The organism is Salinimonas lutimaris, from assembly GCF_005222225.1.
Classification (GTDB): Bacteria; Pseudomonadota; Gammaproteobacteria; order Enterobacterales; family Alteromonadaceae; genus Alteromonas; species Alteromonas lutimaris.
The window spans coordinates 3,006,833-3,022,303 of sequence record NZ_CP036536.1 but is presented as its reverse complement, the minus strand read 5'-3'; the positions used below and the strand labels follow the sequence as shown (position 1 = coordinate 3,022,303).

The window sequence follows — 15,471 nt, the reverse complement described above, 5'->3', positions numbered from 1 at the left end:
TGGCACACTGCACCACCTTGAACAACTGTTCAGGGTGGTGTTTTTTTAAGAGCCCGGCGGAGTAAATATGGCTAAAGTACGTAATAAAGTCTTGTTCAGCAGCAAACGGGTATCGTTAAATCTAGTGACCTACCCACAAGGTCACAAAGTGCTGCGCCACAACGACCCCATGGGCAGTGGCCGGTATTTTAAATTTAATGTAGTGCTGAAAAAGGCCCGTAAAGGAGGCGTGTTCAGCGCAGACAAACTCATCATCAACCTGTTCAACCGGGTGTTTTTATTCCGGCCCGATTTATACTCGCATAGTGTCAGCAAAATAGATCAGGGCGAGCGTAAGCTTTTATCTCTGGCACTACATCTTCCCGGCTAAATAAACAGCGACATTAAAAATGAAACAAAATTTTCGAAAACCGGCTTTTAGCCGGTTTTTTTATGGACGAAGAAAAACTGACGAGTTTTTCTGTTAACATTTCACCTGGCTGCTTTGTCTTTTTCACCGTCTTTCAGCCACGGTAACTCACGATGTTTATAGAGTAAAAAATACTGTAATCAATGCGTTATGCTGGGCCTTTGTACGCCCGACGGGGTGTCGTTACAAAGTTGTTTCAAGTGTTAATGGTCTAACCAGTGTGGTTTTAACGCTAAAAGAATGAAAATTTCATATTATTATTTTGTGAAATTTATTTTTCACTGTTATGGTATGTCTGTGTTGAAAAATAAAACGCGGTAAATTGCTCTGAGAGACTGTGCTTTTGAACGCCTGCGCAGGGTGATAACCGACTAATAACCAGGAGACTACCCTATGTTTAATATTGCTTTATTTGGTGCAGGTCGTATCGGGCAAGTACATTCTGCCAACATTGATGGTCATAAAGAAACCTCACTATACAGTGTTGTCGACCCGTATGGCGATGGTGCAGCTAAACTGGCTGAGAAATATGCCGCAAAAGTTCAGACCACTGAGGAAGCCCTGACTGACCCGAATGTTCACGGTGTACTGATCGCCTCTGCTACCGACACCCACGCCGAGCTCATTGAACTGGCTGCTAAGGCCGGTAAAACTATTTTCTGCGAAAAGCCGGTTCATCTGGATATTGAACGGGTACGCGATTGCCTGGCAACGGTTAAAGCCAATAGTGGCAAATTGTTTGTCGGCTTTAACCGCCGCTACGATCCACAATTTCGTAAAGTCCGTGAACAACTCAGTGCCGGTACCATAGGTAAAGCAGAGTCGCTGCTGATCACTTCACGTGATCCGTCTCCGCCACCGGTAAGCTACATTAAGGTTTCCGGCGGTTTGTTCCGTGATATGACCATTCATGATTTTGATATGGCTCGTTTTATCATGGGTGAGGAGCCGGTTTCGGTGTACGCGCAGGGAAGTACGCTGGTGGACGATGAAATAGGCCAGGCCGGAGATATTGATACAGCATTTATTGTGATGAAATTTCCTTCTGGTGCGCTGGCCACCATCAGCAACAGTCGTCGGTCGGGCTATGGCTATGACCAGCGCATTGAAGTGCATGGTGAAAAAGGTGTTTTGCAGGCGAAAAACATCAACGAAGATACCGTAGAAGTCTGGGGTGAAAATGGTTGCGTAAGTGCCAAGCCTGAGCATTTCTTTTTGCAGCGCTATGAGCAAGCCTACCGTGCTGAGTGGGCTCATTTTGTTGATGTGCTGGCCGGGCGAGCAGAGCCTGAGTGCAGTGGGCATGACGGTGAACAGGCATTGCTGATTGCCGACAAGGCCCTGGAGTCATTACAAACCGGGCAGGAAGTCAAACTGTAAACGGCGACAGGCGCAGGCATAGAACGGCTGCGCCAGTTATCTACATCAATGGGAAGAAGCTCCTGGTGAGTCATTTTAAGCAGGAGCGTCTTATCGCATTATGGAGTTCTCATGTTAGCTTTTATCTCTTTTATCGGCTTTACCCTACTGGTAGCCGGATTTGCCTATTATAAAACACGCAATGCACACCTTACCGACTCTACCGAGGGATATTTTCTGGGAGGGCGGTCACTGACCGGCGCTTACATTGGCGGTTCTATGTTGCTGATGAACCTGTCTACCGAGCATTTGGTTGGCCTTAACGGATTATCCTTTCGCACCGGGTTTATCGTCATGGCCTGGGAAGTCATGGCCGCTATGACTATTGTGCTGTTTGCAATTTTCTTTTTACCCCGTTATCTCAAAATCGGTATCTCTACCATTCCTGAATATCTGGAAAAGCGCTTTGATAAACAAACCCTGACCATTACCTCAATTTTGTTTCTGGGTATGTATGTCATTTCCCTGCTTCCTATTGTGTTGTACACCGGGGCAATTGCACTGGAAAGTTTGTTTCAGGTATCCAGTGTGTTTAATGTCGACCAGCAAACCGCACTTTGGCTGGTAGTCTGGGGTGTAGGTGGTATCGGTGCTATATATGCTGTATTTGGGGGCATTAAAGCCATTGCGGTTGCTGATACTATAAACGGAGTGGGTCTGATTATTGGTGGCCTGATGGTGACCTTGTTTGCGCTGGCTTATGTTGGTGACGGCAATATCTTAAGCGGATTAAGCGAGGTTTACACCAGTCACCCGGAAAAATTCAATTCCATCGGGGATGAAGATTCAATGGTGCCGTTTTCAACGCTGTTTACCGGTCTGATTGTCTCGAATATGTTCTTCTGGTGTTGTAATCAGTCTATTGTGCAAAAAGCACTTGGTGCGAAAAATCTGGCGGAAGGTCAGAAGGGCGTACTGTTATGTGCTTTTTTCAAACTGATGATCCCCAGCATTATTATTCTGCCCGGTATTGTTGCTTTCCATGTGTTCAATGGTCAGATGGATAACCCGGATAATGCCTATCCGGATCTGGTACAGCTGGTACTGCCTAACGTGCTGGTTGGCTTCTTTGCCGCCGTTGTGGTGGGCGCTGTGTTCTCTACATTTAGTGGCGGACTTAACTCGTCGGTGACCCTGTTTACTGTCAATATTTACAAAAAGTCACTGAAGCCCGATGCCTCAGAAGCACAGACCGTGAATGTGGGTAAAGCCCTTGGCCTGGGTCTGGCTGTGGTATCAATGGCGGTAGCCCCACTGGTGGCTAATGCACCTGATGGACTGTTCTACCTTATTCAGCAGTTACAGGGACTGTTTAATGCACCGATTCTCAGTGTTGTGCTGGTAGGCCTGCTTACCAAACGGGTGCCTGCTATTGCGGCCAAGCTTGGCCTGCTGTTCGGGGTTTCTGCCTATATTCTGTTTAACTTTATATTTAAGGTAGATATTCACTTTTTCCATCTGGTTGGGTTGCTGTTTGCTGCCAATGTGGCCTTTATGCTGGTGGTTGGTAAGCTTTATCCTCAGGCGCCACATGAGGATGTTTATACCAAGCAGGTTGATATCACGCCATGGTCAATGACCCGCCCGGTAGCGATATTGATTGCGCTAAGTTCTGTGTCTATGTATGTATTTCTGGCCCAAAATAAGCCAAACTGGGTACTAAGTGCATATTATGTGCTGGCAGCCGCGTCGCTGGGTTATGTATTCTGGTGCATTGCCAAAGAACTGGGGCGCAACGCACGGGTACAAAAAGAGCGTATTCACAGCGTTAGCCAGTAACAATAGCTGAGTTAATTGCAGGCAGCAGCACCGTGTGTTGCTGCCTTTTTTATTTAAAGTGATCGCATGGAATCTTCATTACTCCCTAATATTGTCAGCTTTTTATCCGAAGTGGATCCGTTTGATTTACTGCATGAAGAAGAGCGCCACGCGCTGGCCGCATCGGTTGATATTCTGTATCTCAAGCAAAATGAGAACCTGCCCGGCGAACATATTGTGGGGCAGGGACTGTACCTGGTGCGAACCGGCGCTATTGATCAGAACCACCCGGATGGCAGTCTGCGAACCCGGCTGGGCGACAAGGACATTTTTGGTTTTAGTCAGCTTTATCGTGAAGGGGAGTGCGACTATGTTATCAAGGCGATAGAAAATACCCTGCTATACCGCATTCCCAAACAGGTTATTCTGGAGCTGATGGACCAGAACCCGGGTCTGCGTAATCATTTCTCATCTCAGGAGTCGGTTCGGCTTGCTCATTCTTCAGCCCACATCGACGGCGAGGAAGCGCTGTATCTGCGCAATGTTCGCGATGTTATGAACCGCCGGGTTGCGCGGGTCAGCATGGATACCTCTATCCGACGCGTGGCAGAGGTGATGACAGAAATGCATCGCTCTAATGCACTGGTGTTTGATAACAAGATTCTAAAAGGTGTAGTCACCGACCGCGATCTGACTACCCGGGTACTGGCGGTGGGCATGGATCCTGCCTCGCCGGTATCAGATATTATGACCTCACGCCCGCGCACCGTGCATCCGGATGCACCTTTAATGCAGGCTATTGAGGTCATGATGCAACACAATGTGCGCTCATTGCCGGTGATTGAAAATGGCGAAGCCGTGGGCGTGCTGACTGCCACCAGTATGGTCGAAAACTCTCATGTGCAGGCGGTATATCTGATTAGTCAGATTTACCGGCAAAATACCCTGCAAGATCTGGTGGCTCTGGTGCCACAGCGCCAGGGAGTGTTTGAAGCCTTGCAGGAAGCCCGGGTTGATGGCCGTGCTATTCAGCAAATGGTCACCCTGATTGCCGATGCCTTTAACAAGCGGATTTTACAGCTTGCCGAAGATAAGTTTGGCCCCGCACCGATTCCTTACGCCTGGTTCTGCGCGGGCTCGCAAGCCCGCTTTGAGATGCATCTGGGCTCTGATCAGGATAACGGACTGATATTGCAGTGGGAGCCGGAGGAACATGAGGCGGAATATTTTAAAACGCTGACCGAGTTTGTCTGCGAGGGGCTTGATCATTGCGGTTATCCCTTATGCAAAGGAAACATTATGGCCAGTAATGAGCGCTGGCGAGTGCCGCTGGCCCTGTGGCAGGATTATGTCCGGCAATGGGTGGCTGAAAACAACCCGCAAAATATTCTGGATATCAGTGTATTTCTCGACCTGCGCTTTTTATATGGCACAGAGCATCTGGTGGCAGCCCTGAAACAGTCGCTACTGGCCCGGGTAGAACGTAATCATCGCTTTTTTGCCATTCTGGTGGCCAACTCTCTGCGGGTTAGTCCGCCGCTGGGGCTATTTCGTAAATTTGTGACTACCCGTGATGGTGATAACCGCCAGGTGCTGAATATTAAAAAGCAGGCGGTTAATCTGGTTGTGGAACTGGCCCGGGTGTACGCGCTGGCTGCCGGCAGTTCAGCCACTGAAACCATTCATCGGTTGCGGGATGCGGCGAATAAAAAAGTGATTAATCAGGCCAGTCGTAAGGAGCTCCAGGAAGCGTTTCAGTTTATCAATATGGTGCGCTTTAAACACCAGAATGAGGCGGCCGTAGCCGGAGGACTGCAGGATAACCTGATTGCTCCTGACAAACTCACCGCCTTTGAGCGCAATCACTTAAAAGATGCCTTTCGGATTATCGCCCGTTATCAGGAAGCCGCGCAGCAGCGCTTTCATGCCGCCGGAATTCTGATATGACCGGCGGACTATTTGACCGCTTTCACCCGCTTGCCAAACAGGAAAAGCAGCGGTTACAGGCGTTAAAACGTACCGATATTCCTGATATTGCCCGGCCGCTGTTTGAGCATCCTGTACCGCAGGCTGATACGCCGCTTGGCAAGCTGGAGTGTGTTGTACTGGATTTTGAAACCACCGGACTGGATCCGACAAAAGACTCGATTTTGTCAGTCGGTATGCTGAATCTTAAGTATCCTTTTATGTCACTGTCGTCGGCTCAGCATTATTACGTCAAAGCCGGTGAAAAAATTGTACCGGATACTGCGGTGATTAATCACATTACACCGGAAACTCTTAAAGGGGGAATGCCTCCGCAGCAGTTATGTGAGGTGCTGGTAAAAGCGCTGGCCGGTAAAATTGTGATTGCTCACTGGGGCTGGATAGAAAAAGAGTTTATGCACCGGTTACTGGGGATCCCAGCCGATGTAAAAGTGCCACTGGTGTTTCTGGATACCCTGACCCTGGAAAAAACCATGGTCTTTAACGATGGCGTTATAGAGCCGGATTTTCGTTTGGCGGGCATCAGGGAGCGTCGGGGATTACCCCCTTATCTGGCCCACAATGCGTTTGCTGATGCTGTGGCTACCGGTGAGTTATTTCTGGCTCAGGTGACCGATATATTTGGCCGGCGCACTCCTTTACTCGGGCCGGTAGTGCGCCGGTCGGTAGCAGTATAAACCTGCCGCTTACTTTGCATGCTTGTTGGCATACTCCTGGGTGTTTACCCACGCGTGGTCCTGCTCCCAGGTGAACAGCCATTTTCGTGAGGGCCCGGCCATCACATTCAGATAATAACTGTCGTATCCGGCTATGGTAGCCACCGGGTGATAGCCCCGGGGCACTTGCACCACATCTTTGTTGTAAGCAGCCATGCACTCATCGAGATCCCGCTCATCAGTATAAACACGCTGCAGACAAAAACCCTGTTCTGGGTTCAGTCGGTGATAATACGTTTCCTCCAGATAGGTTTCGTGCGGCTCATTGGCATGATCATGTTTATGGCTGGGGTATGAACTGGTGCAGCCTTCATCGGTATACACTTCTACTACTAACAGACTTTCCGCAATTTCGCTGTCAGGTAATATGTTGTGAACATAGCGTTTATTGTTGCCATGACCACGGGCTTCTGCGCCAATGTCATCTGGTGCAATTAACCGGGTTGGCAGGTCGCCCCTGGCCGGCGCCTGACACACCGCCACTTCACAGGCGGTATGAGCGGTCAGGGTATATTCTTCGCCCGGGGCAATATATACCGCATAGGGTTTTTTGCGCTCAAACGGGCCCATCCGGTCGCCGATATTATCAAATTGTCTGGCTTCGGTATGTACACTGGCTTTACCGCCAATCAGAACCAGACAGGTTTCCTCGCCAATGGCTGGCATCGTCAGCGTCTTGTCAGCTTCCAGCTCATATACCGAGAAGCCAACATGTTTCCAACCGGCAGACTCAGGCGTGATGTGCTGCACACGGCCATCGGCATTGGGCGCCTGATATTTGGATAATAACTTTGACATAATTCCCTCATTTCATTGCTGATTCAGTCACGCTATTACAGCCGGCAACGCGGTTCAGACCTGGTCGGGCTGACAACCTGACTCGAATAAATGTACTGTCATAGTAGATGTAAATATAAGGTGAAAGCAATCATTTATTTCAAATTAGATTTAAATTGAAATTTATTTTTCAAATGGTATTGTTAATATCCTGTTTACAGGCCGTTGACGATGTTACAACGGCATCGATAATTCTTTTTTTCATGGAGTGGTGACGCAATGAGTACCATCAGAATGACAACCGCACAGGCGCTGGTGAAATTTTTGAATCAACAGTTTGTTGAAGTGGACGGTATTGAGCAGCCGTTTATTGAAGGCGTGTTCACTATCTTCGGACATGGCAATGTGGTCGGGCTGGGTCAGGCTCTGGAGCAGGATGCCGGTCATCTGGTGGTGCATCAGGGGTGTAACGAGCAGGGAATGGCGCATGCGGCGATGGGGTTTGCCAAACAGCATAAGCGCAAAAAAATCTATGCGGTCACTTCTTCTGTCGGTCCGGGCGCTGCCAATATGGTGACCGCCGCGGCCACTGCAACTGCCAACCGTATTCCCGTGTTGCTGTTGCCTGGCGATGTTTATGCATCGCGCCAGCCCGATCCGGTATTACAGCAGGTCGAGCAGTTCCACGATAATACTATCAGCACCAATGACTGTTTTCGTCCGGTATCCCGTTACTGGGACCGGGTCAACCGGCCTGAGCAGATTATGACAGCAATGATTCAGGCCATGCGGGTTCTGACTGATCCCGCTGACACCGGTGCGGTTACCATATGCCTGCCCCAGGATGTACAGGGCGAAGCCTATGATTTCCCTGAGTATTTTTTTTCCCGGCGAGTGCATCGTATTGAACGGCGTCCCCCAACCGACGCTATGCTGAATGATGCGCTTGCCCTTATTGCTAACAGTAAAAAACCGCTGCTGATTTGCGGCGGGGGGGTGCGCTATTCAGAGGCCCACACCGAGTTTGCAGCTTTTGCTGAAACGTTCGGAATCCCCTTCGGAGAAACCCAGGCTGGCAAAAGTGCAGTGGTTGCATCTCATCCGCTGAATTTAGGCGGTATAGGTACCACTGGCAACCTGGCTGCCAACACTATCGCTAAAGAGGCAGATTTGGTAATTGGTATCGGCACCCGGTTTACTGACTTCACCACCGCGTCCAAATCGTTGTTTGCCAATCCTGATGTACAGTTTTTAAATATTAACGTTGCTGAGTTTGATGCCGGTAAGCTGGATGCGGTGAAGCTGGTGGGTGATGCCCGTAAAACACTTCAGATGCTAGCGCCACTGCTACAGGAAGCTGGCTGGACAAGCGCCTACTCCGATGAGATCAGTGCGGCGCGCCTGGCCTGGCAAAACGAGCGGGAGCGTGTACTCAACCTGACTTTCAGCGAGCCGTTTACACCAGAGGTCGATGGCCATCTGAGCGAAGAGCAGTTTAAAGAATACCGTGAGAGTTTAAACACCGAGCTGACCCAGACCAGTGCGCTGGGGGTGCTGGACCGCGAGTTGGAAGATGACGCTATCATTGTGGGCGCAGCCGGCTCCCTGCCCGGTGATCTGCAGCGACTGTGGAATGCCCGTAGCGCCGATACTTATCATATGGAATATGGCTATTCCTGCATGGGATATGAGGTGGCTGCCGCGCTTGGTGCCAAACTGGCCAGTCCTGCCCAGCCTGTTTACGCTATGGTGGGAGACGGGTCCTATATGATGCTGCATTCTGAGCTACAAACAGCCGTTCAGGAAGGTGTGAAAATGACCATCGTATTATTTGATAACGCCAGCTTTGGTTGTATTAATAACCTGCAAATGAGCCAGGGAATGGGCAGTTTTGGCACCGAAAACCGACATCGTAACCCGCAGTCCGGCAAAATGGACGGCCCGCTGGTTAAAGTTGATTTTGCTGCCAATGCACAAAGCTACGGATGCAAAACCTTTCGTGCTAACACTGCCGAATCGCTCAAAGCTGCGCTGGCTGAGGCCCGGTTGCATGACGGCCCTACGCTTATTGATACTAAAATTCTACCTAAAACCATGACCCACGGCTACGAAGCCTGGTGGCGGGTAGGTACAGCCCAGGTCGCTGACAATCCGGCCATTACTGAGGCGGCGCAGGAGATGGATAATACCGCCCGCGACAAGGCACGTCACTACTAATCCAACGTTTTACAGCGCACCGATCTGATACCTGTTGGTGCGCTGCTTTTTATTCTGATCCTGCCGCCGGCATTCCAAAAATATCATTTTTAAAATATTTGTTTCAAAAATGTTGAAATTGAAATAGATATTCAGTAAAAAGGTATAGTGAAATATTTATTCCTTAGCGCGACACTTTTTACCCTGCGGTGTGGTGCGAACATAACGAGGAGCTACTGTGAATAACAAAAAATTCGATGTCATCTGTATGGGAAGAATCGCGGTTGATCTGTACGGTCAGCAAATTGGCTCGCGGCTGGAGGATATGGGCTCGTTCAATAAATACCTGGGCGGTTCGTCAGGCAATGTTGCCTACGGCACTGCGGTTCAGGGATTAAAATCCTCCATGCTGGCCAGAGTGGGCGATGAGCACATGGGACGGTTTTTAAAAGAAGAGCTGGAGCGTGCTGGTTGTGATACCAGTCACCTGATTACGGATAAGGAAAGGCTGACGGCGCTGGTACTGCTGGGCATAAAGGATCAGGACACATTTCCACTGATTTTTTATCGCGACAACTGCGCTGATATGGCCATTACCGCGGAAGATGTCAGCGAAGAATATATCGCATCGGCCCGTTGTCTGGCAGTGACAGGAACACATCTGTCACATCCGCAAACCCGGGATGCCGTGTTGACCGCTCTCAAATACGCCCGTCGTAACGGCGTCAAGACCGCGCTGGACATTGATTATCGTCCGGTGCTGTGGGGATTGACCGGACTGGGTGATGGTGAAACCCGGTTTGTTGAGTCGGGCGAGGTTACTGCACAGCTTAAAGAAGTGCTAGGCCTGTTTGATCTGATTGTGGGTACTGAAGAAGAGTTTCATATTGCCGGAGGGTCAACTGACTCTGTTCAGGCACTCAAAGGTGTCCGCGAAGTCAGTAATGCTGAGCTGGTCTGTAAGCGCGGCGAGCTGGGCTGCGCAGTGTTCAGTGAGGCCATTCCTGAAAGTCTTGATGACGGTATCAACGTGCAGGGCGTGCGGGTTGATGTTCTCAACGTGCTGGGCGCCGGAGATGCCTTTATGTCCGGTTTGTTGCGCGGTTATCTGAATGATGAGGGCTGGGAACAAAGCTGTGCCTATGCCAATGCCTGTGGCGCGCTGGTGGTATCTCGCCATGGCTGTGCTCCGGCCATGCCAACCAAGGTGGAGCTGGATAATTACCTGAGCCGGGTGACTGAGGTTCCCCGGCCGGATCTGGATGATGAACTGAATCATTTGCACCGGGTAACGACCCGCAAACAAAAATGGCAAGAGCTGTGTGTCATGGCTTTTGATCACCGCATTCAGTTCGTGGATATGGCTCGGGAAGCGGGGGCTGACGTGGCGCAGATTAAACCGCTGAAAAAACTGATTCTACAGGCCAGTCAACAAGTCGCCAGTGAAGCTGGGTTGCAAAACAAGTCCGGTTTGTTGTGTGACAGCACCTTTGGTCAGGATGTCCTGAATGAGGTAACCGGACAAGGCTGGTGGATTGGCCGGCCTATTGAACTGCCGGGATCACGCCCGCTTGAGCTGGAACATGGCAATATTGGTACGCAGCTGACCGACTGGCCACTAGAGCATATTGTAAAGTGTCTGGTGTTTTTCAATCCTGAAGATGAGTACTCACTGCGCCTGCAACAGGAGCGTCAGATTCTGGATGTATGGCATGCGTGTTGTAAATCCGGACATCAGTTGTTGCTGGAAGTCATTTTGCCGCGTGATATTGAGCAGGATGAAGCGCTCTATCTTCGGGCTATGCAGCGGTTCTACAACCTGGGCGTGAAGCCTGACTGGTGGAAGCTGCCGCCGCTGACCAGTGCCAACTGGCAAAGTGTGTCAGCCTTGATTGATGAGCGTGACCCGTATTGCGCCGGTATCGTTATGCTGGGGCTGGACGCTCCGGCTCAGGAGCTGGCCGAAGGCTTTAATAATTCGGTGCACTGCGACAAGGTTAAAGGCTTTGCAGTAGGCCGTACGCTGTTCGGCGCGCCGTCCAGAGACTGGCTGGCCGGCAAAATAGATGATGAAACGCTGGTTAGCCAGATTAAGCAAAACTACCATAACCTGATTACCTTATGGCGTGACCGCGGTTAATGGACACAGGAGTAAACACTATGACAGTACAACTAGGTATTAATCCGTTAACCTGGACCAACGATGATTTACCCTCACTGGGGGCTGAAACCCCGCTGGAAACCTGTTTGTCAGAAGGTAAGCAGGCAGGCTATGCCGGCTTTGAGCTGGGCAATAAGTTTCCCCGTGAAGCCAGTGTGCTGGGGCCAATTCTGGCAAAGCATGACTTAAAACTGGTGTCGGGCTGGTATTCGATGGAGCTGCTGACCCGGTCAGTGGAAGAAGAAATTGAAGCAGTGCGCGAGCATCTGACATTACTGCGTGAACTGGGCGCGACAGCCATGGTGTGCTGCGAGGTAACCGGCTGTATTCATGGTGCTCAGAAAACGCCGGTTCATCTGCGCCCCACCTTCCCGGCAGACCAGTGGCAGGAGTATGGCAGAAAGCTGACCGAGTTTGCTAAGTACACCAAAAGCATGGGCGTTGAAATCGCTTACCATCACCATATGGGCACAGTAATAGAAACAGCCGATGATGTAGACAAGCTGATGGAGCATACCGGTGATGAGGTGGGATTGTTGCTGGATACCGGTCACCTGACCTTTGCCGGCGCAGACCCGGTTGCCGTGGCCAAACGCTGGGCCGGTCGTATTAAACATGTACATTGTAAAGACATCCGTGAAGATGTGATGAATGATGTCAAAAACCGCAAGCTAAGCTTTTTAAACAGTGTACTGGAAGGGGTATTTACTGTACCGGGCGATGGTTGTGTGGACTACCCGGCGGTATTTGCCATTCTCAAAGAACATGACTACGCGGGCTGGCTGGTGGTGGAAGCCGAACAGGATCCGGCTGTTGCCAACCCGCTGAAATTTGCCACGCTGGGGTATCAGAATCTGCAACGCTTTGCTACCGAAGCCGGTCTGATGGCCTAGGGCCTGGCACAAAAAACGCAGCATAAGGCGTCAAAATTGACGCCTTTGTTGTTTATGCGGGACAAAGTGTGTTTGAGACCGATATAACATTTTATTTTACCGCGATACCGGCGGTGCTTATCTACGGGATCAGTAAAGGCGGTCTGGGGGGCGCGCTGGGCACTATCGCTATCCCGCTGATGACCATGACCACAGCGCCAGCCCGTGCCGCTGCTATTTTATTGCCCATTCTGCTGGTAATGGATGTCATCGCTATAGCCTGTCACCATCGCCATGCGTGCTGGCATCAACTACGCCAAATGCTGCCTGGCGCACTGGCAGGTATTGCACTGGCAGCCATCTTTATGAAAGTGGTTTCTCCGGCCCTGTTAGCCGGGGCGGTGGGTGTTCTGTGCGTGTTATTTGCTATTCAGTTTTATTGTCATTTTCAGCCTGCGGCAGACAAAGCGGCTAGTACGGCCCGGGCTACTTTCTGGAGCATGATAAGTGGTATTTCCAGTACCCTGATTCATGCCGGCGGCGGCCCGGCCAGTATTTATCTGTTACCGCTGAAGTTGCCCAAAGAAACATTGATAGCGACGATGGCCGTATTTTTTGGTGTGGTAAATCTGGTCAAGCTGATTCCCTACTGGTTGATGGAGCAACTGAACAGCGCCAACCTGGCTACCGCGACCCTGTTAATGCCGCTGGCACTTTTGGGAGTCTGGCTGGGGGTAAAATTTTTAAATCGGGCCAGTCATAGGCTGATCTATCAAATATGTCATTTCAGCTTGCTGCTATCTGGTCTGAAATTGATAGTAGATAGTATGAATTAGCTGCTATTTATTCTAAAAATAGAAAAAAAATTTTATTTGCATTTCAAATTGCATAAAATTACGAAAACAATAATTAAGGAGTGCAGTATGTCAACAGCATCCAGCTTAAGTGAACTGGAAGAACAAATTCGTACCCGCTATGACAGTCTGAGCAAAAGGTTACGTCAGGTTGCCGCCTACGTTCTGGACAATAAAAACAGTGTAGCATTTGAAACCGTCTCAGATATAGCCGAGCAAGCTGATGTACCGCCCTCAACATTGATTCGGTTTGCCAATGCGTTTGATTTCAGTGGTTTTAATGAAATGAAACAGCTGTTTCGCAGTAATCTGCTAGAAGAAACGTCCAGCTACACCGATCGCGTTCGCCTGCTTAAAGAGTTGGAAAGCGATACCACACCACCCGAGCGACCGGTGGATATTTTGCAGGAATTTGCGCGGGCAAATAGCAACGCCATGCACCAGCTGGCCGCACAAACACCGGTCGAGCATCTGGACGAGGCCGTAGAAATACTGGCTCAGGCAAAGAATGTGTACGTAGTGGGGCTGGGGCGCTCGTTTTCAGTATCGTCTTATCTTGCGTATGCGCTGCGCCATCTTAACAAGCGTGCATTTTTAATCGATGGGCTCGGGGGCATGTTTAAAGAGCAATTAAGTACCATCGAAAACGACGATGTGTTGATTGTGATCAGCTTTTCACCGTATGCCAAAGATACAACAACCATCAGTGAGTCGGTAGCCCGTTCCGGGGTCAAACAGATCATCATTACAGATAGCCAAATCAGCCCGCTGGCCTCATCATCTGATATTTGTTTTGTGGTCAAAGAGGCTAAGGTGGATGCTTTTCGCTCGCAGGCTGCGTCGTTATGTCTGGCGCAGACGCTGGCGGTATCACTGGCATTTCGCGACACTAAAGAGGGTGAACAGAATAACTTCAGCAACCAGCTGTAAATGTACCCGCCGCACAGAAGCAGTGCGGCGGGGCTAAGTATCTAGTAAAAGCTCACCCACTGAGACTGACTGGTGGCTGATTCCACGCATTTTTCGCACAACCTGACGCCATTGATGCCGGCATACACATCCGGGTACCATAAGGGCGACTCGTCATGGCTTGTCTGACCGGTGAAAGCTAATGCAAACCGGTGATATAGATTGGCCCAGGATTCAAAGTAGCCTTCGGGGTGACCGACACCAATATGACTGGCCGCAACACCGGCAGCGTCGTTATACAAATAGGCGCTACCACGCTCTAGTACACGCGCCGGCTCACCCTGTACTTCATAGCGCAGCTGATTAGGGTGTTCATCCCACCATTCTATTGACGCTTTCTCGCCCACAATGCGAAACTTTTGCTGATGCATAGCACCGGCATTGACCGCTGATGCCCATAAGGTGCCGACCGCACCACTGGTGTACTCAAGCATGACATGAGCGTTATCTTCAAGTGGGGCGCGGGAACGAATAAATGCCTGTTTCATACACGATAGCCGGGATACTTCCAGACCGGTAATCATTTCGCACAGATAAAATATGTGAGTACCGATATCGCCCAGCACATAGGTGGGGCCTGCCACCTGCGGACTCACCCGCCATTTCAGCCCCGGATCGTTTTTCTCATGTTCAATATTGTGACTGCCGTGGGCAAACTGCATGTTGACTACTCTTATTTCGCCCAAATCACCACGACGTACCATTTCCCGAGCCTGATGTATCATCGGATAACCCGAATAGCCGTACATCACGGCCAGTTTGCGCTGTTGTTGTTCTGCCAGTGACTGTAACTCGCTGGCTTCTTTGCTGGTAAAGGTAATGGGCTTTTCACATACAACATGTAACCCGGCATGCAGAGCCGCCTTGCAGATTTCGTAGTGAGTAGCGTTGGGCGTGGCAATGGAGACTGCTTCTATACCGTCAGGGCGTTTGGCTTCTTCTGTAAACATGGTGGTGTAGTCAGGGTAGCAGCGTTCTGTCGACAACCCCAGATTAGTCCCGAAAGATCGGCCTCGTTCTGCATTTAAATCAAATGCACCGGCCATGAGTTTAAATAACCCATCGCGCTGAGCGGCGCACCGATGCGAGTAGCCTATCTGACTGCCCCGGCCACCGCCCACCATCCCCCAGCGAATAGCAGGTTTGAATTGCAATTCTTCATTAAACATAAAGTCTCCTGAGTAGAGAAGTGCCTGAATATGACTGACTGCGAGTATAGGGTAAATGATATGTTAATGAAATATTCATTTCTTATTTTTTAAAGATGAACTGATTTGATAGGATTTTTACTGGACAACACAGGACTTTTTACACTTTTAACTCTAACGCTGCATGATTCCATAAGCCTTAAACG

12 protein-coding genes are annotated in these 15,471 nt (G+C 50.0%); 10 read left to right on the top strand and 2 right to left on the bottom strand.

Annotation, left to right across the window (positions count from 1 at the left end):
* The first annotated feature begins 67 nt into the window (after positions 1-67).
* From EZV72_RS13285 to EZV72_RS13265, 5 genes are all read left to right on the top strand, one after another.
* A complete protein-coding gene (locus EZV72_RS13285; protein WP_137167682.1) occupies positions 68-370 on the top strand; it encodes a 2OG-Fe(II) oxygenase in 303 nt (100 codons plus the stop codon).
* Positions 371-802: 432 nt separating this feature from the next.
* The gene (iolG, locus tag EZV72_RS13280; protein WP_137167681.1) at positions 803-1,789 is read left to right on the top strand and encodes an inositol 2-dehydrogenase; all 987 of its coding nucleotides are present in this window, start codon (positions 803-805) and stop codon (positions 1,787-1,789) included.
* Between the two features lie 111 nt (positions 1,790-1,900).
* On the top strand, positions 1,901-3,607 hold the full coding sequence (locus EZV72_RS13275; RefSeq protein ID WP_137167680.1) for a solute:sodium symporter family transporter: 1,707 nt from the start codon (positions 1,901-1,903) through the stop codon (positions 3,605-3,607).
* 66 nt (positions 3,608-3,673) lie between these two features.
* Positions 3,674-5,533: a DUF294 nucleotidyltransferase-like domain-containing protein gene (locus EZV72_RS13270; protein WP_137167679.1), complete on the top strand. Its 1,860-nt coding sequence runs from the start codon at positions 3,674-3,676 to the stop codon at positions 5,531-5,533.
* Entirely contained in the window at positions 5,530-6,249 is a 720-nt protein-coding gene (locus EZV72_RS13265; protein ID WP_137167678.1) for an exonuclease domain-containing protein, read from the top strand. Before EZV72_RS13270 ends, EZV72_RS13265 begins: the two co-directional genes overlap by 4 nt.
* A gap of 9 nt (positions 6,250-6,258) precedes the next feature.
* Here EZV72_RS13265 and iolB read toward each other — a convergent pair whose 3' ends face one another.
* Entirely contained in the window at positions 6,259-7,086 is an 828-nt protein-coding gene (iolB, locus tag EZV72_RS13260) for a 5-deoxy-glucuronate isomerase (RefSeq protein WP_137167677.1), read from the bottom strand.
* A gap of 258 nt (positions 7,087-7,344) precedes the next feature.
* On the opposite strand from iolB, the gene iolD reads away from it, so the two are divergent.
* The 5 genes from iolD (at position 7,345) to EZV72_RS13235 (ending at position 14,078) form a co-directional block, all read left to right on the top strand.
* Positions 7,345-9,282 (top strand): 3D-(3,5/4)-trihydroxycyclohexane-1,2-dione acylhydrolase (decyclizing), encoded by a 1,938-nt coding sequence (iolD, locus tag EZV72_RS13255; RefSeq protein ID WP_137167676.1) that lies wholly within the window; start codon positions 7,345-7,347, stop codon positions 9,280-9,282.
* A gap of 217 nt (positions 9,283-9,499) precedes the next feature.
* Complete coding sequence (locus EZV72_RS13250) at positions 9,500-11,401, top strand: bifunctional 5-dehydro-2-deoxygluconokinase/5-dehydro-2-deoxyphosphogluconate aldolase (protein WP_232364421.1); 1,902 nt, start codon at positions 9,500-9,502, stop codon at positions 11,399-11,401.
* A gap of 20 nt (positions 11,402-11,421) precedes the next feature.
* The gene (gene iolE / locus EZV72_RS13245; RefSeq protein WP_137167675.1) at positions 11,422-12,315 is read left to right on the top strand and encodes a myo-inosose-2 dehydratase; all 894 of its coding nucleotides are present in this window, start codon (positions 11,422-11,424) and stop codon (positions 12,313-12,315) included.
* 68 nt (positions 12,316-12,383) lie between these two features.
* Complete coding sequence (locus EZV72_RS13240; RefSeq protein WP_137167674.1) at positions 12,384-13,130, top strand: sulfite exporter TauE/SafE family protein; 747 nt, start codon at positions 12,384-12,386, stop codon at positions 13,128-13,130.
* 87 nt (positions 13,131-13,217) lie between these two features.
* Positions 13,218-14,078, top strand: a complete 861-nt coding sequence (locus tag EZV72_RS13235) for a MurR/RpiR family transcriptional regulator (RefSeq protein ID WP_137167673.1) — start codon at positions 13,218-13,220, stop codon at positions 14,076-14,078.
* A 41-nt stretch (positions 14,079-14,119) separates the two neighbouring features.
* Here the strand turns inward: EZV72_RS13235 and EZV72_RS13230 are convergent, their stop codons facing one another.
* Positions 14,120-15,286, bottom strand: coding sequence for a Gfo/Idh/MocA family protein (locus EZV72_RS13230; protein ID WP_137167672.1), 1,167 nt, complete (start codon positions 15,284-15,286; stop codon positions 14,120-14,122).
* Positions 15,287-15,471: the final 185 nt, after the last annotated feature.

What these genes read in the sequence shown, in the direction of transcription:
- EZV72_RS13285 (WP_137167682.1), top strand. Translation starts at nt 68, where the DNA reads ATGGCTAAAGTACGTAATAAAGTCTTGTTCAGCAGCAAACGGGTATCG.
- iolG (WP_137167681.1), top strand. Translation starts at nt 803, where the DNA reads ATGTTTAATATTGCTTTATTTGGTGCAGGTCGTATCGGGCAAGTACAT.
- EZV72_RS13275 (WP_137167680.1), top strand. Translation starts at nt 1,901, where the DNA reads ATGTTAGCTTTTATCTCTTTTATCGGCTTTACCCTACTGGTAGCCGGA.
- EZV72_RS13270 (WP_137167679.1), top strand. Translation starts at nt 3,674, where the DNA reads ATGGAATCTTCATTACTCCCTAATATTGTCAGCTTTTTATCCGAAGTG.
- EZV72_RS13265 (WP_137167678.1), top strand. Translation starts at nt 5,530, where the DNA reads ATGACCGGCGGACTATTTGACCGCTTTCACCCGCTTGCCAAACAGGAA.
- iolB (WP_137167677.1), bottom strand. Translation starts at nt 7,086, where the DNA reads ATGTCAAAGTTATTATCCAAATATCAGGCGCCCAATGCCGATGGCCGT.
- iolD (WP_137167676.1), top strand. Translation starts at nt 7,345, where the DNA reads ATGAGTACCATCAGAATGACAACCGCACAGGCGCTGGTGAAATTTTTG.
- iolE (WP_137167675.1), top strand. Translation starts at nt 11,422, where the DNA reads ATGACAGTACAACTAGGTATTAATCCGTTAACCTGGACCAACGATGAT.
- EZV72_RS13235 (WP_137167673.1), top strand. Translation starts at nt 13,218, where the DNA reads ATGTCAACAGCATCCAGCTTAAGTGAACTGGAAGAACAAATTCGTACC.
- EZV72_RS13230 (WP_137167672.1), bottom strand. Translation starts at nt 15,286, where the DNA reads ATGTTTAATGAAGAATTGCAATTCAAACCTGCTATTCGCTGGGGGATG.